The following is a 21,308-nucleotide window of genomic DNA, read 5'->3' on the forward strand; positions in this document are numbered from 1 at the left end:
ACCTGGATGACGGCGGTGAAGGCGACGACGGCTTTGTCGTCCACCGGAATGCCCATCAGGCCCTCGGTGATCTTCAGGTGGCCGGTGGAGGAGACTGGCAGGAACTCGGTGACCCCTTCGACGATGCCGAGAACGGCCGCCTGGCCGATGCCGATGGTGCTCAATGGGTCCGTCCCTGGGGCTGGTTCGATGTGAGGCTGGTCAAGCGTTGGCTGGACCACCGCGTGGGCTGGGGTGCGATGTGCGCGCTCGGTGGATCCGGCCGCCCTCGTTCCGCGGGTGAGAACGCTGCGCTCCGTCGCGGTGGGCCGCGAAGGCTCGTGCGGCAGTGCGGTCGGGTTGGTAACCCTCCCGCAGGGCGGTTGGACACCGTGGGTGCGCGACGGTGACGACTATATCGTCTACAGATCAGTAGACGATAGCGTCGTCGGATGCGTTCCGATCGAACGGAAGCATGTCGCTGCGGCTTCTTCGCCGTCCGTGGTCGCTCAGCCGGCCCACCTGGTACCTGCGTCTCGCGCATGTCTCGAGAATGCGGGGCAGGGCGCCCAGGGTTGCGCGCCAGGCCCCGGGTGCGGAGGTGCAGTCGGAGTCGTGGAGCAGGATGGTTCCACCTCCGGCAAGGTCGGAGGTGACTGTGCGGTGCACGGACTCGGGCGTGGCGCGGGCGGTCCAGTCCTCTCCCCAACAGGTCCACAGCACCGGGTCGAGGTCGAGACGGCGGGCGGCGACGTGTGCTGCGGTTGACATGACGCCGTAGGGCGGCCGGAAGAGGACGGGTCGCTCTCCTGTGGTCGTGGCGATGGTGTCGCGGGCGCGTGCGAGGTCGTCCAGGGTGGCGCGCGGACCGCGCAGCAGCAGCGGACGGTGCAACCAGCCGTGGATCCCGACCTCGTGGCCGGCGGCACTGATCTCCCGGACGAGGCCGGGCGAGCGTTGTGCCTGCGAGCCCAGCAGGAAGAAGGTGGCGTGTACCCCGTGCTGTGCCAGGAGGCGCAGGAAGTGCGGGGTGGACCGGGGGTCGGGTCCGTCGTCGAAGGTCAGGGCGACGTGTCCGGGGTTGCCCCGTCCCGACAGGCGGGGCATGTACCGGTTGCGCAACGGCCCGAACGTGGAGATCGCGGGCCCGGCATCGGCCCTCACGAGTGGTGCTCCTCGGATGCGCTGTGGTGGCTGTGGGCCCGGGGGAGGTCGTCCAGGTCGAAACCGTGACCGACGGTCCTTACCGGGCTCGAGCGGCTGGGCGTCGTCATGACCCCCGCGCCAACGGCGCATCCCCACACGGCGCATGCGACCGCCATGGTCACGGCGAGCCGCTGCGGCGCCCGGCGGGAACGCGCGGACGGCCGTGGGTGGGGGAGTGCTCGCTGGTGCATCCGGGCAATTTCCGCCGCCGGTCCCCGGTCGGTGGCGTGCGCGAACAGGGCGAGGGCGTTCTCGCGCTGCTGTGGCCCGAGCGGCCCGCCGATCAGGTCGTGGAGGACGGCCTTGAGGTGTTCCGGCTGCTCGATCCAAGCCCGGGGAGCAGGAGGCCCAGGAAGGATCCGGCCGGCGGGCGCGCGGTGCACTCGAGAGCGACGTGCTCGCTGTGCTCTGGTCCACCGACGAGCCACTGACCGCTCGGCAGGTCCGGGAACGTCTGCCCGGCGGCCTCGCCTACACCACCGTTTTGACCATCCTGTCCCGCCTCCACGAAAAAGGCATGCTCCTCCGCCACCGGGAGGGTCGGGGATACGCGGACGGTGGTCGCTCGGGCCGTCGGGCGCGCAGCGCTGGCGACCAGCGGCATGCCGCGCCCCACCGGCCTGGCGGCGACGGGCGGGGCTGTCCCTCAACGAGTGCGCGCTCTACTGGCCGCGCCGCCTCCCACAGGGCGAAGCCGGCCCCTCGTGGCGGGCGCGCTGCTACTGGCCCTCTGCTGTGCCAGCCTGATCAACGCCGCGTCCGACAGCGATGAGCTCCTGGACAGCGCCAAGCGCGCGCAGTGCGCAGCACACATCAATGCCGGCGTCGCACCGCTCACCGGCGTCGACCGGCGGGCCCTGTCACCGCGGTTTTGAGCGCACGTGAAGCCGTACGGCCGGCGAGCCGGACATCAACTCCCACGTCGGCCCCGGCCCGCAACCCACCGTTGTCGGTCAGCGGGTGACCGAGGAGGAACCGGTGGCCGCCGGCACTGAGCGGTGCCTCAATCGACGCGGCGTCGCGGCCAAGGACTGACCCGCTCGCGCATCCGGGCCCGGTGGGAGTTCCGCGGCTTCCTCGGTAGGGCAGGCATTCAGCACGAGTGGCACGAGGTGCCAGGCCATCACTGCGTCGGGCCCATCTGTGCGTCGGAGTCTGTGCATCGGCATCGTTGAACAGTTGCGCGAGGTAACCCGCTCAGCCGCGCGGCTCGTAGGCTGCGTCCTGACCATATCGACCCACCGGGCTTCCGTCTACAAACTTGTAGACGTAGCGGTCGCTATGCCATTGTGCCGCTCATGACGACAGCGCAACTCCGGCAGGGCGGCCCGTCCGTGCCCGTCCGGCAGACGATGAACAAGGTTCCTCAGGTCACCGCCCTGTTCTGGGTCATCAAGGTGCTGACCACCGGAATGGGCGAGACGGCGTCGGACTTCCTCGCCCACGTGATGGACCCGATGATCGCGGTCGCACTCGGCGCGGTCGGCTTGGTCATATCCCTTGCCGTGCAGTTCCGGCTCGACCGGTACGTGGCCTGGGTCTACTGGACGACCGTCGTCATGGTCAGCGTCTTCGGCACGATGGCGGCCGACGTGCTGCACGTCGGCCTCGGCGTCCCGTACACCGAGGCCACGCCCGCCTTCGTGCTCGTCCTCGCGGCGATCTTCGCAGCCTGGTACGCGACCGAGCGCACGCTCTCGGTGCACAGCATCAACACCCGGCGCCGCGAGGCGTTCTACTGGGCGACGGTGCTCGCCACCTTCGCGCTCGGTACCGCCGCCGGTGACCTCACCGCCACCAACTTCCGCCTCGGCTACGTCGCTTCCGGCCTGGTCTTCACGGCGCTGATCGCCATCCCGGCCGTCGCCCACGCCCGGCTCGGTCTAGGCGCGGTGGCCGCCTTCTGGTCGGCGTACGTCCTCACCCGCCCCCTGGGTGCCTCCTTCGCCGACTGGATGGCCGTCTCGCACACCCGCGGCGGCCTGGACCTCGGCCTCGGCCCGGTCACCGCCGGCTGGACCCTCGCCATCGTCGTCCTCGTCGCCTACCTCGCGACCACCCGCCACGACAACGAGGCCTGACCACCGCGCTGCTCAGCACGCCCATTCAGAAGCTTCGGAGCCGCCAACGGTGTTCCCCGTAGGCAGCTTCGGGTTCGCGTCCGAGCCGGTCGTTGTCGACGGCGGGCTTGGGCTCGTCGGCCAGGCCGCTGGCCCTCCGCAAACTCATCGTTCTCAACGACGCCGAGCTCGAGCGCAGCTTCGACGCCAGCGGCCGGACCGAGGTCCGCGCCCGGGTCCAGGCCCTGCCGCAGGACGACCTGGAAGAACGGCGCGTTCCAGGGTAGCTGTGCCACCTGCACCGGCAGATCGCGGAGGCGTTGCCCTTCTACCAGACACCGAACCTGTTCCAGACCGGCAAGTCCACCCCCGGCCTCCTCGCCCAGGCGCCCTTCAGCATCTGCGACCGCGGCTCCGGGCGCCGTCAGGTATCGCTCAAGCCGAAAGAGGCGTGAGGCAGATGTAAGCGGGGCGGCGGACGGAGTTGGCCTCCGCCCGCCGCCCCGCCTGTTGCGGCTCTTTCTCTGGAGCCGTCAGGACTCATCGAGATTCAACATCGAGAGATACATGGGGATCTTCCCCACCGTTTTCCTGGGGACAGTGGTCGTCTTCTGGACGCCGCGCACCAGGTCCCGCACGATCAGCGTGTAGGCGCCGTGTCGATGGACCAGTTCGGCCGCGTACAGCACGTCCGCAGATGAGGGCTGTGCCTGCTCGGCTTCCGTCACCAGATCACGACCTTCACAACCTCCATGGCCCCTCAGTTCCTTCTTGCTGCGCGGGAACGGCATCGCGTGCCGTCCATCCGTTCACGGCCCGGCTAGCCCCGACCGTTCATGGCCACGACGAGGCTGTGCGGCCGCATATCGGTCCAGGACCGTTCGACGTGCTCCAGGCACTGCCATCGGGTGTCCTCGGTGTGGGCCACGGCCCAGCCCTCGGGGACGTCGGCGAAAGCCGGCCACAGGGAGTGCTGACCTTCTTCGTTGACCAGCACCAGGTAGCGTGCGTCCTCGTCCTCGAACGGGTTGATCATGCGTCACTGCCTTCCGAAGGGGCGAGAGGTGATGGTGTCGGCACGGGGGGTTGCTCGATGCGCGCGTGCCGTGATCCGCGGACGGCTTCCGCGGCGCTCGCCCAGAGGTGGCCCCGACCTGGCGGCAGAGCTCGTTCCCCCACGCCCCGTGCCGTCGGCACCCGCCGGCCCGTCAGGACTTACCTGCCTTGACCGTGGGCTTCTCACCATCCCGCAGCTCAGCGGTGATGCGCTCGGCGGTCACCTCGGCAGTGATGTCCTGCAACTCCTCGCCGACCTGGTGGGCGGCCTTCTTCATTTCCACGGCCAGGCCGACGGAGGCCGCGATGGTGCTGCGCACCACCGGTTTCACCGCCCGCTTCACCAGGGGCGCCGCGACGATACCCACCAAGAAAGGGAGGAAAAAAGGAGGCATGGCCATGCCTTTCTCTTTAGCGTAACCAGCAGGGCGGAATGTGACCCCGGCGTGAGCGTCGCCCGGCATGGGCGCACTTCACCACCCCGGTGAAAAAGCAGGGGCTCGAGGAGGTGGAGCGCCAATGCGCCGCAACCGACCCGAATCTCTGCACGGCCAACACTTACACGCTACCGGCATTCACGCATCCGGCCACGCTCCGCCGCCGATGCCCCAGCAAATACAATGAATTCGAGTGAAGATCATTTGGAGAACCGTTTAGGCAGGTCCGGCCTATGCTATGGCCCACGGTCGGCGTGGATCGCACGCCTTCCCGACCGGTAGTAATAATCCCATTCGTCAAATCGTGAGAGCGAGGCCGCAGGTAATTCCTTCGAGTGGTAACCACCTCTGTGTAGCGGTAGCGGATACCGGGGCTGGCACGATTGGATCTCCAGCAAGGACCTTGATCACGCCGGGACCTCACTTCCTGCCTTCCTGCACACTGTGATGCGCGTGCTCGATGGACGTGCGTACTTGACGAAGGTCGACGCGTCAGCCCGGCCATGCTGCGCCTGAAACGTCGGCGGCCGTCTGCCACTGGCGGGCTTTCAGAAAATCCCCGGAGGTTGCTCTTGTCCCGCTCCGAACTTTCTCCCCTGTCCGTCGTCGCCGCATCCACGACGGTGGAAAGCGGCTCCGGCGCGCCGACTGAGGTGCTGCCCGTCACGGCCGCGCAGCGCGAGATCTGGCTGGCCGAACAGCACAGTTCTCAGCCGGGTGTGGGTTTGCGGATCGGCGAGTACCTGGAGATCGTCGGGGCGGTCGACCCCACGATGTTCGAGAGCGCGCTGCGGCAGGTCGTGAACGAGACCGACGCGCTGCGGGTGCGCCTTGTGGCCGGCGACGACGGTCCGGTGCAGGTTCTGGAGCGTGATGTCCCCTGGGTCCTGCCGCTGGTCGACGTCGCCGACGAGCGCACCCCCGATGCGGCCGCGCGGGCCTGGATCGCCGCGGACGTGGCCCAGCCTCTGGAGCTGTCCGACGGGCCTCTGTTCAGCTTCGCACTGCTGCGGCTGGGCCCTGACCGGTTCTGGTGGTGTCACACCTATCACCACGCCGCTGTGGACGGTTTCGGCTTCGCCCTCATCGCCCGCCGGGTCGCTGAGGTGTACACCGCGCTGGCCGGGGGGCAGCCGGCCGGCCACAGTCCCTTCGCCCCGTTGTCCGCCCTCGTCCGCGCCGATGCGGACTACCACGGCTCGCCGGCCGCGGCAGCCGACCGGGCGTTCTGGAAGCGGCGGCTTTCTGGTTGGACGGGAGCGACCACGATCCCGCACCGGCCCGACCTCGCGACGGCCCATGCCGGCCCTGCGGCGGAGGCCCGGCCCGCGGCAGGCCCCCAAGCGAGCGGCACGCGGCCGCTGCCGAACTACGAGGCGGTGTACGCGGCGGCCCGACACGCCGGCATCACCTGGCCCCGGCTGGTCGTGGCCGGGATCGCCCTGTACACCTCCCGGCTGACGGGGGTGCAGGACGTGACGCTGGGTCTGGTGGTGTCCGGCCGCCCTGATGAGGTCACCCGCTCGACGCCCGGGATGCTCGCCAACGTCGTGCCGCTGCGGCTGTCGTTGAGGGCCGACATGTCGGTGACGGATCTGCTGGCGCATGTCGACGAGCGGATGCGTGAAGCAGTGGCTCATCAGCGCTACCGCGGCGAGGACCTGCACCGGGACCTCGCCCTGGCCGAAGGCGTCAACCAGGCGTTCTCGCCACTCGTCAACATCACCCGGTTCGACTACGACTTCACCTTCGCCGGTCATCGGTGCAGCGCGCACAGCGTCTCAGTCCAGCAGGGCACGGATCTGGTGGTCACCGTGCGGGACCGTCGGGACGGCGGCGGCCCTCAGCTGGAACTGCTGGCGGCTTCCGGGATGTACAGCCGCGCCGACCTGGTGGACCACCAAGAGCGGTTGCTGAGCCTGATGCCGGAGCTGGTGAAGGCGGACCTGACCATGCCGCTCGGCCGGATCGAGGTGGTGTCCGCCCGGGAACGGGAGGCTCTGCTCCGGCCCGACGACGTCGCCGGAGCGGCGGCGGTCCCGGTGCCGCGCCTGTTCGAAGACCGGGTGCGCAGCGCTCCGGACGCGACAGCCGTGGTGGCAGGCAACACCATCGTGAGTTACGCGGAGCTGAACGCGCGGGCCAACCGTGTCGCCCACGCCTTGGCGGCCCGCGGCATCGGGGCGGAGGACGTGGTGGCTCTGGTGCTGCCGCGCGGCGTGGAGCAGGTGGTGGCCTTCCTGGGGGTGCTGAAGGCGGGGGCCGCGTATCTGCCGGTGGATCCGGAGTACCCAGCGGCACGGATCGCCTACATGCTCAGCGACGCGTCTCCGGTCCTGGTGATCGACGACGTGAGCATGGTGGCGGAGTTGGCGGATGGCCGGCCGGACACCGATCCGGGGATCGAGGTGGATTCTCGGCATCCGGCGTACGTGATCTACACCTCGGGGTCGACCGGTCGTCCCAAGGGAGTGGTGGTCACCCACACCGGTGTGGCGAACATGGTCGCCGCCATGGCCGCCGGGTTCGCGGTCGACACCGGCAGCCGGATGCTGCAGTTCGCCTCGCCCAGCTTCGACGCCTCCGTGGCGGAGGCGTTCACCTCCCTGCTGTCCGGGGCGGCACTGGTGCTCGTGCCCGACGGCGACCCGCTGGCCGCCCTCACCGATCCCGACGTGCGCGTCACCCACGCGATCGTGCCGCCGTCGGCACTGGCCGCGGTGCACACGACGGACGCCTCCGTGGAGACGTTGGTGGTGGCGGGCGAGGCGTGCCCACCGGGGTTGGTGGAGCGGTGGGCCCCGGGGCGGCGGATGATCAACGCCTACGGTCCGACCGAGGTCACGGTGTGCCCCTCGATGAGCGGACCGCTGACGTCCTCTGACGCGACGCCGCCGATCGGACGGCCGATCCCTGGTGCCCGGGTGTATGTGTTGGATGCGGCGTTGCGGCTGGTGCCGGCGGGCGTGACGGGTGAGTTGTACGTGGCCGGGGTGGGTTTGGCGCGGGGGTATCTGGGGCGGCCGGGGCTGACGGCGGAGCGGTTCGTCGCGGATCCCTTCGGGCCTGCGGGCACGCGTATGTACCGAACGGGGGACTTGGGTCGGTGGCGGTCCGACGGGCAGTTGCAGTTCGAAGGCCGGGCTGACGACCAGGTCAAGGTGCGGGGATTCCGGATCGAACTCGGTGAGATCGAGGCCGCTCTGGCGGCTTGCCCGGGAGTCGCGCATGCGACTGTCGTCGCCCATGAAGTGCGTCCCGGTGACACCCGCCTGACCGGCTACCTCGTCCCCGCCGATCTCCAGACCTCCTGCGACGCGGCCGCTGCCCGTACCCGCCTTGAGAAGAGCCTGCCCGCCTACATGGTGCCTTCCGCGCTTGTCGTGGTGGATGCGCTGCCTTTGACGCCGAACGGCAAACTGGACCGGGCCGCCCTGCCGGCGCCCGGCGCGGATTCCGTACCTCGGGGACGGGCTCCCCGTACGCCTCAGGAGCATGTCCTTGCCGGGCTCTTCGCCGAGGTCCTGGGTCTGCCCGCCGTCGGGGCCGACGAGAACTTCTTCGCCCTCGGCGGCCACTCCCTCCTCGCCACCCGCCTCACCAGCCGCATCCGCACCACCCTCAACACAGAAGTGAGCCTGCGCGAGGTGTTCGAGACCCCCACCGTCGCCGAACTCGCCGCCCGGCTGGACGCGACCGGCACGGGGCGGCCGACTCTGTCCGCCGGAGGGCGGCCCGATCCGGTTCCGTTGTCGTTCGCGCAGCGGCGGCTGTGGTTCCTCCATCGGCTGGAGGGGCCCAGTGCTACGTACAACATCGCGCTGGCGCTGCGGCTGCGAGGTCGTCTCGACCGCACGGCGCTGGAACAGGCCCTGGCCGACGTGATGATCCGGCACGAACCGCTGCGCACGGTCTTCCGCGAGATCGACGGCGTGCCCTGCCAGCACGTCCTCGACCCGCCGACCACACCCGCACCCCTGCCCCTCACCGACCTCGACATCGCCGACGAGGACGCGCTACAGGCACGGCTCACCCAGGCAGCCCGCCATCCCTTCGACCTCAGCGCCGAACCTCCCCTGCACGCCGACCTGTTCGCGCTCGGCCCGGACGACCACGTCCTCCTGGTCACCATCCATCACATCGCCGCCGACGGCTGGTCCATCAGCCCCCTCGTCCACGACCTCACCACCGCCTACACCGCCCGAAGCCGAGACGCCGAACCCGACTGGCCACCGCTGCCCGTCCAGTACGCCGACTACACCCTCTGGCAACACCAACTCCTCGGCGACCCCCACGACCCCGACAGCCTCACCGCACACCAACTCGCCCACTGGACCAAGAACCTCACCGACCTCCCCGTAGAGCTGGAGCTTCCCGTCGACCGGCCCCGGCCGGCGGTGGCCTCGCACCGCGGTGACTCCGTGGCCTTCGAGGTGGACGCGGAGCTGCACGGGCGGCTGGTGGAGCTGGCCCGCCGGACGGGGACGAGCCTGTTCATGGTGTTCCACGCCGGAATGGCCGCCCTGCTCACCAAACTGGGAGCCGGCACCGACATCCCGGTGGGCAGTCCCGTCGCCGGACGCACCGACGAGAACCTGGACGACCTCGTGGGGTTCTTCGTCAACACCCTCGTGCTGCGCACGGACACCTCCGGCGACCCCACCTTCACCCAGCTTCTGGGACAGGTCCGAGAGACCGCGCTCGCCGCCTACGCCCACCAGGACCTGCCGTTCGAGCACTTGGTGGAGGCCCTGAACCCGGCGCGGTCACCGGCGCGGCACCCGCTCTTCCAGGTCATGCTCTCCGTCGACGCCGCCGACGCCGGCCCGCCGGAAGTCCCGGGACTGGAGGTCTCCGCCGCTGCGGTTCCCACCGGGGCGGCCAAGTTCGATCTGGACGTCGCCCTCGTCGAACGGCGTGACGAAGGCCGGCATCTCGGTCTCGTGGGAACCGTCGGGTACGCCACGGACCTGTTCGACGCGGGCACGGTCCGCACGCTGGCCGAACGCTGGCTGCGCCTGCTCGGGGCAGCCGCGCAGGACCCGGACCGGCCGATCAGCCGCATGGACGTGCTGTCCGTCGACGAACGTCGGCGCCTGCTCGGCGACACCGTCGGCTCCGCCACGGCGCCGCTCCCCGCAACCACCCTCCCCCGCCTCTTCGAGGATCGGGTGTCGGCCGCCCCGGACACGACCGCGGTGGTGACCGGCGCCACCACGCTGACGTACGCCGAGCTGAATGCTCGGGCCAACCGGCTGGCCCACGCCCTCATCGCCCGGGGCGTCGGGACCGAGGACATCGTCGCCCTCGCCCTGCCCCGGTCGGCACACCTGGTCGTGGCTCTCCTCGCCGTGCTCAAGGCGGGAGCCGCTTACCTGCCGTTGGACCCCCAGTACCCGGCTGCCCGCATCGCAGCCATGGTCGAGGACTCCCGGCCCGTGCTGCTGCTGACCGACTCGGCCACCACGGCCGCGACCGACTTCGGCCCGGATCTGCCGCGCCTGCTCCTCGACGCTCCGGAGACCGCCGAGATGGTGCAGCCGCTCCCGGCGACCGACCCGGCGCCGAGGCTGCTGCCCGACCATCCGGCGTACGTGATCTACACGTCGGGCTCGACCGGCCGCCCCAAGGGGGTCGTGGCCCGGCACCTGAGCGTGGCCGCACTGGCCGTCCAATACCAGGAGCAGGTCTTCGCCCCCGCCGCGGAGTGCGCCGGGGGGCGGCCGCTAAGGGTGGCGCTGACCGCCTCGGTGTCCTTCGACGCCTCCTGGGGCCAGCTGGCGGCGCTGATGGGCGGTCATGAGCTTCATGTGCCAGACGCCGCGACGTGGGCGGACGGGGACCGATTCGGGGCGTGGCTGGTGCGGCACCGGATCGACTCCGTCGACGTCACGCCGTCCTACCTCCGCGTCCTGGCCGACCGAGGATTGTTCAGGCACGAGGAGTGGCGGCCCGGGGTGGCCGTCCTCGGCGGTGAGGCCCTGCCGGAGCGGCTGTGGGAGGAGCTGCGGGCGGTGCCGGGATTGACCGCCTTCAACATGTACGGACCGACCGAGTGCACCGTGGACGCGGTGCGGGCCCGGCTGGACGCCACCGCAGAACCGGTCCTGGGGCAGCCCGTCCCTGGTGCCCGGGTGTATGTGTTGGATGCGGCGTTGCGGCTGGTGCCGGCGGGCGTGACGGGTGAGTTGTACGTGGCCGGGGTGGGTTTGGCGCGGGGGTATCTGGGGCGGCCGGGGCTGACGGCGGAGCGGTTCGTCGCGGATCCCTTCGGGCCTGCGGGCACGCGTATGTATCGAACGGGGGACTTGGGTCGGTGGCGGTCCGACGGGCAGTTGCAGTTCGAAGGTCGGGCTGACGACCAGGTCAAGGTGCGGGGATTCCGGATCGAACTCGGTGAGATCGAGGCCGCTCTGGCGGCTTGCCCGGGAGTCGCGCATGCGACTGTCGTCGCCCATGAAGTGCGTCCCGGTGACACCCGCCTGACCGGCTACCTCGTCCCCGCCGATCTCCAGACCTCCTGCGACGTGGCCGCTGCCCGTACCCGCCTTGAGAAGAGCCTGCCCGCCTACATGGTGCCTTCCGCGCTTGTCGTGGTGGATGCGCTGCCTTTGACGCCGAACGGCAAACTGGACCGGGCCGCCCTGCCGGCGCCCGGCGCGGATTCCGTACCTCGGGGACGGGCTCCCCGTACGCCTCAGGAGCATGTCCTTGCCGGGCTCTTCGCCGAGGTCCTGGGTCTGCCCGCCGTCGGGGCCGACGAGAACTTCTTCGCCCTCGGCGGCCACTCCCTCCTCGCCACCCGCCTCATCAGCCGCATCCGCACCACCCTCAACACAGAACTCACGGTGCGGGCATTGTTCGAAGCTCCGACAGTCGCCGCACTGGCGCAGCGGTTGGACGAGGGCGGCCTGCCGGTCAGGGCCGCTGTCGTACCCCAGCCGCGCCCCGAACGGATGCCGCTGTCGTTCGGACAGCAGTGGCTGTGGTCCCTGCACCGCGAGGAGGGGCCCAGCCCCACGTACAACATCACGCTGGCGCTGCGGCTGCGAGGTCGTCTCGACCGCACGGCGCTGGAACAGGCCCTGGCCGACGTGATGATCCGGCACGAACCGCTGCGCACGGTCTTCCGCGAGATCGACGGCGTGCCCTGCCAGCACGTCCTCGACCCGCCGACCACACCCCCACCCCTGCCCCTCACCGACCTCGACATCGCCGACGAGGACGCGCTACAGGCACGGCTCACCCAGGCAGCCCGCCATCCCTTCGACCTCAGCGCCGAACCTCCCCTGCACGCCGACCTGTTCGCGCTCGGCCCGGACGACCACGTCCTCCTGGTCACCATCCATCACATCGCCGCCGACGGCTGGTCCATCAGCCCCCTCGTCCACGACCTCACCACCGCCTACACCGCCCGAAGCCGAGACGCCGAACCCGACTGGCCACCGCTGCCCGTCCAGTACGCCGACTACACCCTCTGGCAACACCAACTCCTCGGCGACCCCCACGACCCCGACAGCCTCACCGCACACCAACTCGCCCACTGGACCAAGAACCTCACCGACCTCCCCGCGGTGGTGCGGCTTCCCCACGGCCGTTCCTGTTCCGCCGGTGTCTCGCATCGCGGTGGTCATCTCACCGTCCGTGTCGACGCGGAGCTGCACGCGCGGCTGGTGGAGCTGGCCCGCCGGACCGGGACGAGCCTGTTCATGGTGCTGCACGCCGGAATGGCCGCCCTGCTCACCAAACTGGGAGCCGGCACCGACATCCTCGTCGGCACTCCCGTCGCCGGACGCACCGACCAGGCCCTGGACGACCTCGTGGGGCTCTTCGCCAACATCGTGGTGCTGCGCACGGACACCTCCGGCGACCCCACCTTCACCCAGCTTCTGAAACAATCCCGCGAGACCGCGCTCGGCGCGTACGCCCACCAGGACCTCGGCTTGGGCCAGTTGGTGGAGGCGCTCGGCGCCGGCCATCCGCTGTACCCCGTCATGCTCATCCTGCAGAACACTCCGCAGGGCCACTTCGCGCCGCCCGGACTGCGGGTGAGCGAGTTTCCGGTGGGAACGGACACGGCCATCGACCCGCTCAGCGTGGGTCTGACCGAGCGCGAAGGGGCGGACGGCAGTCCGGCCGGTCTGGAGGGACTGTTCCGGTACAACGCCGACCTGTTCGATCGCCAGACGGTCGCTGGTCTCTTCGAGACCTGGGTGCGGTTGTTGACGGCGGTCGCCCAGGCCCCCGACGAGCCTCTGAGCCGCCTGGACGTCGGGGCGGCGCCGCCATGTCCTCCGTACGAACACCTTCGTTAGATCTTCGATCTGCCGCCGCCCTCTGCGCTGCGGGGCATGGACGTGCCCCGCAGCCGTGCCGCATTCTGCGGCGCCTCCCCTTCGAAACCCGGTGAAAGCTGCGATGTCCTTGCTCCTGGCCCCAGCCGTCGACGCGCCCACGCCGCGTCCTCCCGATGTGCGGCGGATGCTGCACGCCAGATCGGTGCTCCCCGGCAGACAGCGCTGGGACGTCGAGCCGGTGCTGAAAAGCCCGTTCCTCGCCCGGTTGGTCGAGAACGTCCTCGCCGCCGACGACGACATCACCGAAGCGCATGTCAGCTCCGTCACCGGACGCATGCTGGTCCTGCACGACCCCGCGCTCCCACCGCAACGCATCGCACTACGCGTGCACGTGGCCGTCGCACGCGCCCTGACGTACGCCAGGGCGTGCAGCGGCGGACGCGCTTCCCTCCCGGCCACGACGAACCGCGCGGGCGCGCGGGGCGGTCGGACGCCTACCGGTGCCCCTGCCCCGGGAGAACTGCCCACACCGGCCCGGCGGCACGTCCAGTCCGAGGCCGTCGTCAAGGGCGGAGTTGTGGCGACCGCGGTCGCCGTGGCCGCCTGCGGCGCTTTCGGCTTCAAGCTGCTCGCCAGCCCTCTCATCAGCCTGGGTCTGGCCGCGGCGGCGACGACCGTCGTCGTCAGACGCGCGTGGCGGCGGTTCGACGGCGCGAAACGACCGGACCAACCGGATGACGGCCCGGCCCCGCGCCACCGTCCGCTGCGCACCATCATCGGTCGGTACCGGAGGCAAGTCGGTTCGGCGACGCTGCTCTCCGTCCTCGCTCAGCTGGCGGAGCTGGCGATGTACGCCCTGGTGCCCTCGATCGTGCTGGTGCTCGCCCGGGGCGGGAGCACCACCCTGGCAGGCCTCGGCCTGGTGGGAACCGCGACCCAGCTGTCGGCTCTCACCGGCGCCGCCGCACTGGCCTGCCTCACCATGGCGGCCCTGACCTACCGGGCCGACGTCAAATGGCGCCGGCTCGGGCAGGCCGTGGAGGACGACTGGCGCACCCGTACCTACGACCATGTGCAGCGTCTGGCACCTGCCGACCTGGAGAACGAACGCACCAGCCGGATCTCCGCGGTGCTGACCGAGGACGTCGGCCAGATGGGCTCCTTCGTCGGCACCAACCTGCACGAGGTGGTCCAGATGGCCACCAGTTTCGCCGTGCTCGTCCCCGTCTATCTGTTGCTGGCCCCGCAGATCGCATGGGTCGCCTTCGCCCCCGTCCCACTGGTCACCTGGCTGTCGTTCCGGTTTCACCGGCGTGCGATCGCCGACCATGGAACCTCCGGCGAGCACCGGGCCCGGTTGAACGGCCGCATGGCCGAGAATCTTCAGGCGCACACCACCATCAAGTCCGCGTGCACCGAGGACCACGAGAGCGGGCGGGTCGCCGAACTGAGCCGGGAATACCGCGAGGTCAACCGGCACACCGACAAGAGTGCGGCGGCCCAGACACAGGTCCTGCGGCTCTCCGCATGGTCGACGCTGGTCGGCACGCTGCTGCTGGGCGGCAGGGCCGTACTGCGGGGCACGGTGTCCACCGCGGCGTTCGGACCGCTGATCGAGCTGCCGGGCAACGCTCTCGCGAAGCTGTCCCGGCTCGGCAACGTCACCGATCAGTACCAGCGCACCCTCGCCTCCCTGGACCGCGTGCAGTACCTGCACAATCTGCCCGAGGAGACCAGCGCGGAGAACGCCCGGCGACTGCCCGTACAGAAGGTCAAGGGGAAGATCGAGCTGCGGAACGTCCACTTCGCCTACCCTGGACGGCCCGCGGCGCTGCGCGGCACCTCGCTGACCGTCGGCGCCGGCGAGACCATCGGTATCGTCGGCACCACCGGCGCGGGCAAGACCACCATCGCCAAACTCCTCATGGGCTTCCGTCAACCTGACCGCGGACGCGTCCTGCTCGACGGCTGCGACGTCCGCAACCTCGCCTTGCCGGACCTGCGCCGTATGATCGGGTACGTCACCCAGGAGCCGTTCCTGTTCGACTCGACGATCGCGGACAACATCCGCTACGGCACCTTCGGCGCCACGGACGAGCAACTGGTGGCCGCCGCCCGCACCGCCGGGGCCCACGACTTCGTCACCGCGCTGCCGCACGGCTACGACACGCTGATCGGGGAGCGCGGCGCCGCGCTGTCCGGCGGACAGAAGCAGCGCATCGCGCTGGCCCGCACCGTCCTTCGCAACCCGCCCATCGTGATCCTCGACGAAGCCACGTCGGCGGTCGACAACGAGACCGAGGCCGCTATCCAGGACGCGCTGCAGGCGTTCGGGACCAACCGGACGTTGATCGTCATCGCCCACCGGCTGTCCACCGTCCGCAGCGCCGACCGGATCCACGTCATGGGCACCGGTGGGCTGGTGACCGAGCAGGGAACGCACACAGAACTCCTGGCGCGCGACGGCCTCTACGCCGGGCTGTGGAAACTGCAGGCCGGCCGGCCAGTGACGGTCTGACGCCGTACTCGCTCGCCGTCCCCGGCCCCAGGCGCCCCCTCGGGTCCGCGGCCGGGGACGGCGTCTCCAGCACATTCGACCAAGGAAGCGACATGACCGCAGCAGCTCAGCCCCTGCGCCCGTCCCCGGCCGCCGACAGCTGGGATCCGCAGCTGTACCTGCAGTTCCCCGAGCACCGGATGCGCCCGGCGGTGGAGCTGCTGGACCGCGTCCGCCTCGACGCGCCCCCCGAGGTCGTGTACGACATCGGCTGCGGTCCCGGCACGATCACCCGCCTGCTGACCGAGCGCTTCCCCGATGCCGAGGTGCACGGCGTGGACAGTTCCGCGGAGATGTTGCGGACGGCGGCCGGCATCGCACCCGCAGCGGTCCTGCACCAGGAGGACATCCGTTCGTGGCGCCCCGGGAACCGTCCCGACCTGCTGTTGGCCAACTCGGTGTTCCATCTGGTCCCCGACCATCACGACATCCTGCGGCGCATGGTCGGCGACCTCGCGCCGCGCGGTGCTCTGGCCGTGCAGATGCCCGTGTGCCACCACGCGCCGTGGCACCGGCTGATGCTGGAGACGCTGGAGAAGGGCGGGCCGAACGGCGAGCCGCTCGGTCCGGCCTCTCTGCACCGATCGCTGGGTCACCGCCACGCGTTGGACGCGGCCGGCTACTACGAACTGCTCACAGGCCCAGGCGTCGAAGTGGACGCCTGGAGCACGGAGTACCTGCACGTGCTGAGCGGCTCCGATCCGGTCTGGACCTGGGTCGAGGCCGCTGGGCTGCGGCCGGTCGTCGACGGCCTGTCCGCTGCCGAGTACGACGTGTTCCGCGCTGCCTACCTGGACCGGCTCCGCGTGGCCTACCCGTCACAGCCGGACGGTCGTACCCTCTTCCCCTTCCGGCGTCTCTTCGTCGTCGCCCGCCGTCACTGAGCGGCGGGAGCGCCTTCCTCGGTCACCCTGCGGCACCCGTGCCGCCGCCCAATGACCGGGCGACGGCGGCCCGCAGGCCCTCCTCCACGGTGGTCAGCGTCCCCGCTCCGAGTTCCTTCATGGCGCACAGCCGCAGCACCTGCTCCGTGCCGCCGGTGACGGCGCGGCCAGTGAGAGTGTTTCCCGAGACATAGAGGCTGGTCAGAGGGGCGGCGGCGGCCTCGGCGAGGATGGAGTCGAGGGCTCGGCGGCTGCCCGCGCCCACCGTGACGGGGCCGCCGTCGCCCTCATCCGGGCCGACCGCCAGATTGATGATGTTCAGATCGGGGGCGAAGCAGCTGACGATCCCGGGAGACGCGCCGGCCGCCCCGGGCGGTCGGGACGGGAAGAACCTCTCGTGCAATCGCTGAGCCGTCGCGACGCAGCCGCCCAGCAGCCGACCGTAGCCCTCGGCGTGCAGGCCGATCTGCCGGTGCGCGGCCCAGACGGCGGCGACAGCGGCACCGGGGCGGGCTCCTTCGAGCGTGTGCGGACCGAAGGGGAGCCGACGGTCGCTCCCGTGGCCGAAGTACACCGCCTCGCGGGCCACGAGAGACACGGCCCTGCTGTCGCGCAGTACCAGGCCGCCGGCCGGGTAGGGGGCGTGGCCGCTCTTGTGCGGGTCCACGGTGACCGAGTCGGCCCTGGGCAGCGCGCGGAAGGCGGCGTGGACCTCGGGCTTTACACGGGCGCCGCTGCCGGGCAGCGGCCGTTCGTCGTAGGGGGCCATCTCGCCGTCGGCTCGCAGCCACAGGCTGCGGTGGTAGCCGCCGAAGGCGGCGTCGACATGGACGTAGAACGAGGCCCCGAAGCGCCGCTCGCAGTCGTCCCGCAACCGCAAGATGGCGTCGAGGTCGTCCACGGCGCCCTCTCCGCTGCTGCCGCACATCGCGACCACCGCCAGGATGGGGCTGCCACTCTCCAGCAGGGCGCGTACGCGTCGGCCGAGGGCCTGGACGTCCACCCGGTGCGCCGGCGTCAATTCGAGCGGCTCCACGTCGTCCGGTCCGAGTCCGAGCAGGTCGGCGCACTTGTCCCAGGCGTAATGGGCACTGCGGGCGAGGAGGAGGGTGCCGGCGGTGTTCGCCTCCCGGCGCTGGGCGGCGGCCAGCCTCCCGATCTCGGCGAGCAGGCCGCGCCCGGCCAGGTGCTCGACGAGGTCCAGGACGCGGTCGACCGGCATGTTGGCCAGGACGATCGGGGGCACCCCGGCGACGAGGTCGCGGGCGGCGGGATGGGCGGCCACCGCGGCCGGCACGCTGCGCAGGTTGCGGGCGATCCACATCGCCTCGTAGTTGGCGGAGTGGCCACCCGACGAGAGGTGCGCCCACCCGGTGCCGAGTGCGTGGCCGATGAGGCGGCACAGGTCGTCGGAGACCTCGTGCTCGAGGTCGGTGGTCACCGGAGACGCCTCCGGCGTGACGTTGTTGGGGTTGTAGAGCATCGCGCACAGGTATGCCAGGTGCGCCGCCACCGGCACGTCGGGCGTCATGTGTGCGAGGTACAGCGGTGACGGGAAGGGAGTCGACTCGCGGGAGAGCCGGCCCGACAGCTCCCGCACCAGATCGCCGACTGCCTTCATGTCCTTCGCCGCCGCCGTGACGGGGCGCTCGCCCTCCCCGGCTCCGGGGAAAGCCGGTGCGGCCGCTTCCGCGCACTGCGTGTGCCACCGGTAGTAATCGTCGATGACATGCCGCAGCAGTTCCATGAACGTCTCGCGGTTGTCTGGGTGCGCGAACAACCCCGCACCCGAGCGTGCGTGCCGCATCGGCTCTCCTATCCGCGTTCCGGCCGGTCAGCGGACCATGTACGTGGCGATGCGCTCGAAGAGCACGTCGAGCTGGTCCCACGCCTGGCCGCAGACCTGCATCAGCCGGGGGAACTGGTCCGCGGACACTCCGCGCAGGTGATCGCGGCCCAGCTCGCGGTGGTCCTCGTCCACTTCCGAGTGCAGGTCGAAGTAGGAGACCTCGTCCGCCGTCTGCTCGGCGAAGGCCACGCTGGTGCGCTCGCCGAACACCTGGCAGGAGGACTCGACGACCATGTGCACGATGACGATCTTCGCCGCTTCGTCGGCTCCGTGCATCTGCATCACGAACCAGTTGCCGACGGCCTCCAGGATCGGGTCGTAGACCGTTTCGCCAATGCCGTGCCGCTCCTTCAGCAGGACGTCGTGACCGAACTCCTCGCGCAGGTGGCCCGCGTACACCTCGCGCAGCTCGGGGTCGGCGCAGACCGCCTGCCGCGCGTAGAGCATGCGCTGGAAGTACACGGACCAGACGTAGAGCGCGGACACGAAGCGGTCACGCATCTCGGGGTCCGACGTCACCCGGCCGCTGTCGAAGAGCTCGAACATGCGGTGCCGGCCGAACTTGTCCAGCCGCTCCTGGTTGTACCGCTCCAGCTCCGCCAGGGAGGCCAGGTCGCCGCCGAAGTTCACCCGGGGCGCCGTCTCGTCCTCGTAGAGTCCGCTGCCCTCGAACTGCACTGACAGGCCCTCGAACACCTCGCCCGGCCGCGTGACGAAGCCGTGCCGCCCGCCAGGGGGTACCGCGACGGTGTCCCCCTCGGTCAGCTCCTCCTCCCGGTCCCCGAGGAGCCGCACCGAGCCCTTGCAGACGAGGATCATCGACTTCGTGGGGTGTTGGTGGACGTCCAGCTGTTCGCCGTCGGCCAGGCGCACCCATGCCAGCGACAACCGCCCCGTCTCCGGGAGAAAGTCGGCGAGGAGGGCATGCCGCCTGAAGTCGCGCTGCTGGCCGAGGTGATGGGTCTCCCCGTCGGCGACCACGGAGGAGATCGCGCGGATGTCGTCGCGACTGACCGTCACGGGTGCGGTGTTCAGCCTCGGCTTGTCAAGGATGAGTTCTTCGGTCATGTACGCCTACTTTCCTAGAGGGGAGGGAATCAGAGGGTGGTACGTGGGGCGCTGCGCCGCAAAGCCGCCAGCAGCAGCGCGTTGTCCTGTCGCGACCCGACCGAGATCCGCAGATGCCCGTGCCAGCCTTCCGGCTCGGACAGCACTGCGATACGAGAATTCTCCATTTCGGCCGTGACGGCGTCTTGGTCGGCGACTTGAACGGTGACGAATCCCGCGTCCGCGAAGACGTTGAACACTCCCGGGCATTCCGCGAGTTCTTTGGCCAGGCGGTCGCGTTCCGCCACGCATGAGGTGATGCGGGACACGATGCCCATCGGGTCGGTCAATTCCGCGGCGGCAGCCTCGGCCACCGGTCCCGGAACGGGAAATGGAGGGCGAACGAGACGTACCGCCTCGGCGATGTCGGGAGCCGCGAACAGGGCGCCCAGCCGCAGTTCGGCCATGCCCAGCGCTTTCGACATCGACCGCACCGAGATGAGACCGGAACGGGAGGGCACCCGGTGCCGGTGCGAGGGCCGGCCGGTGAATTCCGCATAGGTCTCATCGATGATCACGAATCCGTCGAACCGGTCCAGCAGGCGGCCCAGATCGCCGGCGTCCAGGCAGGTGCTGGTCGGATTGTTGGGGTCGCAGAGATAGATCCCTTTCACAGGGAGCGACAGCAGGCGATCGAGGTCCAGCCGGTCGTGCCGCTCTCCGCCGAGGGGCACCCGATGGCAGGTCACGCCGTGCAATGCGGCGAGGCGCTCGAAGAAGCCGAAGCTCGGCCAGGTGACCGCCACGGCGTCCTGCCCAGGGGCGAACAGAGTCCGCAGGACGAGATCGAGCGCTTCTGTGGCGCCGCGGGTGATCACCACGTCTGCTGTGCCGGCGTGACCGTCGTTCTGCCTGGCGGAGCGCTCCGCCAGGCAGGGCGGCGGCGGGTCGATGTCGTCCAGCAGGCTCAGATAAAGCGGTGCCAGGAAGTCCGGCGAGTACTCCGGATAATGGCGGTACCGCCCGCCGTTCGGATTCTCATTAGATTTGAGATTGACAAAACCGAGACTTTCGGGCCGAGGTCCGGCGGGACCGGGCAGACCGAGCGAGTGAACGACTTCCCGCACTCGCTTACCGCTTCCAGGAGGCACAGGACACCTCATCCGAGATCGCAGTGGCTTCACACGTTCCGGCCGACGCAAGACGTACGTGGATCTAACCTTCTATTGCACTGCAACCCCCGTCACATATCAACGTTCATACGCCGCCCCACGGGCTGCGGAAACAGTCTTACAGGGCCGGATCCAGAGCATACAACTTCGCTGTGACGACGACGGATAGCTGTGAATATCCGAAAATAATTGGAGGTATTTTTCCGCGGCATTGGAGAGAACGTTTCCGCATTGCGAATAAGGCGCTGCGGCTCATGGCGGGGATTGGAAAACGGAAGCATTCGGCCTGAATCATGCCCCCAGCGGGCCGAATATGGCTGGAAGATGCGCCCGAAGCATGCACCTTAAGAGTGGCTTCCCGTCCCCGTTGGCGGCGCTGGAACCGCCGCGGGGGTGCCCTGGGCGGTGCTTGCGGCCCTGGCGCGGCTCAGCTCAGCGGGGTGGTGGCGGAGGCCCGATGGCGTCGCGCTGGTACGTGGCCGGCCCCAGGGCGATCGCCTCGTACGCGGCACGCCGACGTCGTTGTCCACGCCGGAGCGGCCACCGGCAGCCCGAAGCCGAGCGCCCGCAGTACGAGGATCTGCTGCAGCAACAGCAGTGGTGCCTCCCGTAGTAGCGGTGACCGTTGGCGCCGAACCGGGCCGCGACGTGTGTCGCCGGGCCGTTCTCTCCGGCCCGATTGCGCCCACGCCGGGATCCGACGTGTCAGCGGCCGGCGGGCTTGGTGGGACCAAGGACGCGGGTGACGGTGATCTTGATGCCGA

15 protein-coding genes are annotated in these 21,308 nt (G+C 70.0%); 7 read left to right on the plus strand and 8 right to left on the minus strand.

What is annotated here, in order from left to right; all coding sequences use genetic code 11:
- Together ACWGH1_RS09310 and ACWGH1_RS09315 are read right to left on the minus strand one after the other, a co-directional pair.
- A partial coding sequence (locus ACWGH1_RS09310) for an undecaprenyl-diphosphate phosphatase (RefSeq protein WP_453408597.1) occupies window positions 1-164 on the minus strand: 164 nt, incomplete at its 3' end.
- 244 nt (window positions 165-408) lie between these two features.
- Window positions 409-1,086 carry a polysaccharide deacetylase family protein gene (locus ACWGH1_RS09315; RefSeq protein WP_453356686.1) on the minus strand — a complete coding sequence of 226 codons (678 nt, stop codon included), beginning with the start codon at window positions 1,084-1,086 and terminating at the stop codon, window positions 409-411.
- A 502-nt stretch (window positions 1,087-1,588) separates the two neighbouring features.
- On the opposite strand from ACWGH1_RS09315, the gene ACWGH1_RS09320 reads away from it, so the two are divergent.
- The 4 genes from ACWGH1_RS09320 (at window position 1,589) to ACWGH1_RS09335 (ending at window position 3,700) form a co-directional block, all read left to right on the plus strand.
- Window positions 1,589-1,957, plus strand: coding sequence for a BlaI/MecI/CopY family transcriptional regulator (locus tag ACWGH1_RS09320; protein WP_453356687.1), 369 nt, complete (start codon window positions 1,589-1,591; stop codon window positions 1,955-1,957).
- A complete protein-coding gene (locus ACWGH1_RS09325) occupies window positions 1,890-2,060 on the plus strand; it encodes a hypothetical protein (protein WP_453356688.1) in 171 nt (56 codons plus the stop codon). Before ACWGH1_RS09320 ends, ACWGH1_RS09325 begins: the two co-directional genes overlap by 68 nt.
- 423 nt (window positions 2,061-2,483) lie before the next feature.
- Window positions 2,484-3,266 (plus strand): COG4705 family protein, encoded by a 783-nt coding sequence (locus ACWGH1_RS09330; RefSeq protein ID WP_453356682.1) that lies wholly within the window; start codon window positions 2,484-2,486, stop codon window positions 3,264-3,266.
- A 299-nt stretch (window positions 3,267-3,565) separates the two neighbouring features.
- Complete coding sequence (locus tag ACWGH1_RS09335) at window positions 3,566-3,700, plus strand: hypothetical protein (protein WP_453356684.1); 135 nt, start codon at window positions 3,566-3,568, stop codon at window positions 3,698-3,700.
- A 78-nt stretch (window positions 3,701-3,778) separates the two neighbouring features.
- Here the strand turns inward: ACWGH1_RS09335 and ACWGH1_RS09340 are convergent, their stop codons facing one another.
- The 3 genes from ACWGH1_RS09340 to ACWGH1_RS09350 all read right to left on the minus strand — a co-directional run bounded on the left by ACWGH1_RS09340 (window position 3,779) and on the right by ACWGH1_RS09350 (window position 4,765).
- A complete protein-coding gene (locus ACWGH1_RS09340; RefSeq protein ID WP_453408573.1) occupies window positions 3,779-3,973 on the minus strand; it encodes a hypothetical protein in 195 nt (64 codons plus the stop codon).
- Window positions 3,974-4,065: 92 nt separating this feature from the next.
- A complete protein-coding gene (locus ACWGH1_RS09345) occupies window positions 4,066-4,281 on the minus strand; it encodes an MbtH family protein (RefSeq protein ID WP_453356580.1) in 216 nt (71 codons plus the stop codon).
- 172 nt (window positions 4,282-4,453) lie between these two features.
- Window positions 4,454-4,765 carry a DUF5132 domain-containing protein gene (locus ACWGH1_RS09350; protein WP_453356581.1) on the minus strand — a complete coding sequence of 104 codons (312 nt, stop codon included), beginning with the start codon at window positions 4,763-4,765 and terminating at the stop codon, window positions 4,454-4,456.
- Window positions 4,766-5,310: 545 nt separating this feature from the next.
- Here ACWGH1_RS09350 and ACWGH1_RS09355 point away from each other — a divergent pair.
- The 3 genes from ACWGH1_RS09355 to ACWGH1_RS09365 all read left to right on the plus strand — a co-directional run bounded on the left by ACWGH1_RS09355 (window position 5,311) and on the right by ACWGH1_RS09365 (window position 16,476).
- Entirely contained in the window at window positions 5,311-13,053 is a 7,743-nt protein-coding gene (locus tag ACWGH1_RS09355; RefSeq protein WP_453408574.1) for an amino acid adenylation domain-containing protein, read from the plus strand.
- Window positions 13,054-13,219: 166 nt separating this feature from the next.
- Window positions 13,220-15,553 carry an ABC transporter ATP-binding protein gene (locus ACWGH1_RS09360; protein WP_453408575.1) on the plus strand — a complete coding sequence of 778 codons (2,334 nt, stop codon included), beginning with the start codon at window positions 13,220-13,222 and terminating at the stop codon, window positions 15,551-15,553.
- Between the two features lie 92 nt (window positions 15,554-15,645).
- Window positions 15,646-16,476, plus strand: a complete 831-nt coding sequence (locus ACWGH1_RS09365; RefSeq protein WP_453356824.1) for a methyltransferase domain-containing protein — start codon at window positions 15,646-15,648, stop codon at window positions 16,474-16,476.
- 22 nt (window positions 16,477-16,498) lie between these two features.
- Here the strand turns inward: ACWGH1_RS09365 and ACWGH1_RS09370 are convergent, their stop codons facing one another.
- Genes ACWGH1_RS09370 through ACWGH1_RS09380 form a run of 3 tightly spaced genes read right to left on the minus strand, consistent with a single transcriptional unit; the run spans window position 16,499 to window position 20,499 of the window.
- Window positions 16,499-18,283, minus strand: a complete 1,785-nt coding sequence (locus ACWGH1_RS09370; protein ID WP_453408576.1) for a pyridoxal phosphate-dependent decarboxylase family protein — start codon at window positions 18,281-18,283, stop codon at window positions 16,499-16,501.
- A 27-nt stretch (window positions 18,284-18,310) separates the two neighbouring features.
- A complete protein-coding gene (locus ACWGH1_RS09375; RefSeq protein ID WP_453352231.1) occupies window positions 18,311-19,393 on the minus strand; it encodes a cupin domain-containing protein in 1,083 nt (360 codons plus the stop codon).
- A gap of 29 nt (window positions 19,394-19,422) precedes the next feature.
- Complete coding sequence (locus ACWGH1_RS09380; RefSeq protein WP_453408577.1) at window positions 19,423-20,499, minus strand: aminotransferase class I/II-fold pyridoxal phosphate-dependent enzyme; 1,077 nt, start codon at window positions 20,497-20,499, stop codon at window positions 19,423-19,425.
- Between the last annotated feature and the right edge of the window lie 809 nt (window positions 20,500-21,308).

It is taken from the genome of Streptomyces sp. NPDC054883 (assembly GCF_053610645.1).

Excerpts from the sequence above, each read along its gene's own strand:
- ACWGH1_RS09315 (WP_453356686.1), bottom strand. The coding sequence starts at position 1,086 with ATGCCCCGCCTGTCGGGACGGGGCAACCCCGGACACGTCGCCCTGACC.
- ACWGH1_RS09330 (WP_453356682.1), top strand. The coding sequence starts at position 2,484 with ATGACGACAGCGCAACTCCGGCAGGGCGGCCCGTCCGTGCCCGTCCGG.
- ACWGH1_RS09345 (WP_453356580.1), bottom strand. The coding sequence starts at position 4,281 with ATGATCAACCCGTTCGAGGACGAGGACGCACGCTACCTGGTGCTGGTC.
- ACWGH1_RS09350 (WP_453356581.1), bottom strand. The coding sequence starts at position 4,765 with ATGCCGGGCGACGCTCACGCCGGGGTCACATTCCGCCCTGCTGGTTAC.
- ACWGH1_RS09360 (WP_453408575.1), top strand. The coding sequence starts at position 13,220 with ATGCTGCACGCCAGATCGGTGCTCCCCGGCAGACAGCGCTGGGACGTC.
- ACWGH1_RS09365 (WP_453356824.1), top strand. The coding sequence starts at position 15,646 with ATGACCGCAGCAGCTCAGCCCCTGCGCCCGTCCCCGGCCGCCGACAGC.
- ACWGH1_RS09370 (WP_453408576.1), bottom strand. The coding sequence starts at position 18,283 with ATGCGGCACGCACGCTCGGGTGCGGGGTTGTTCGCGCACCCAGACAAC.
- ACWGH1_RS09375 (WP_453352231.1), bottom strand. The coding sequence starts at position 19,393 with ATGACCGAAGAACTCATCCTTGACAAGCCGAGGCTGAACACCGCACCC.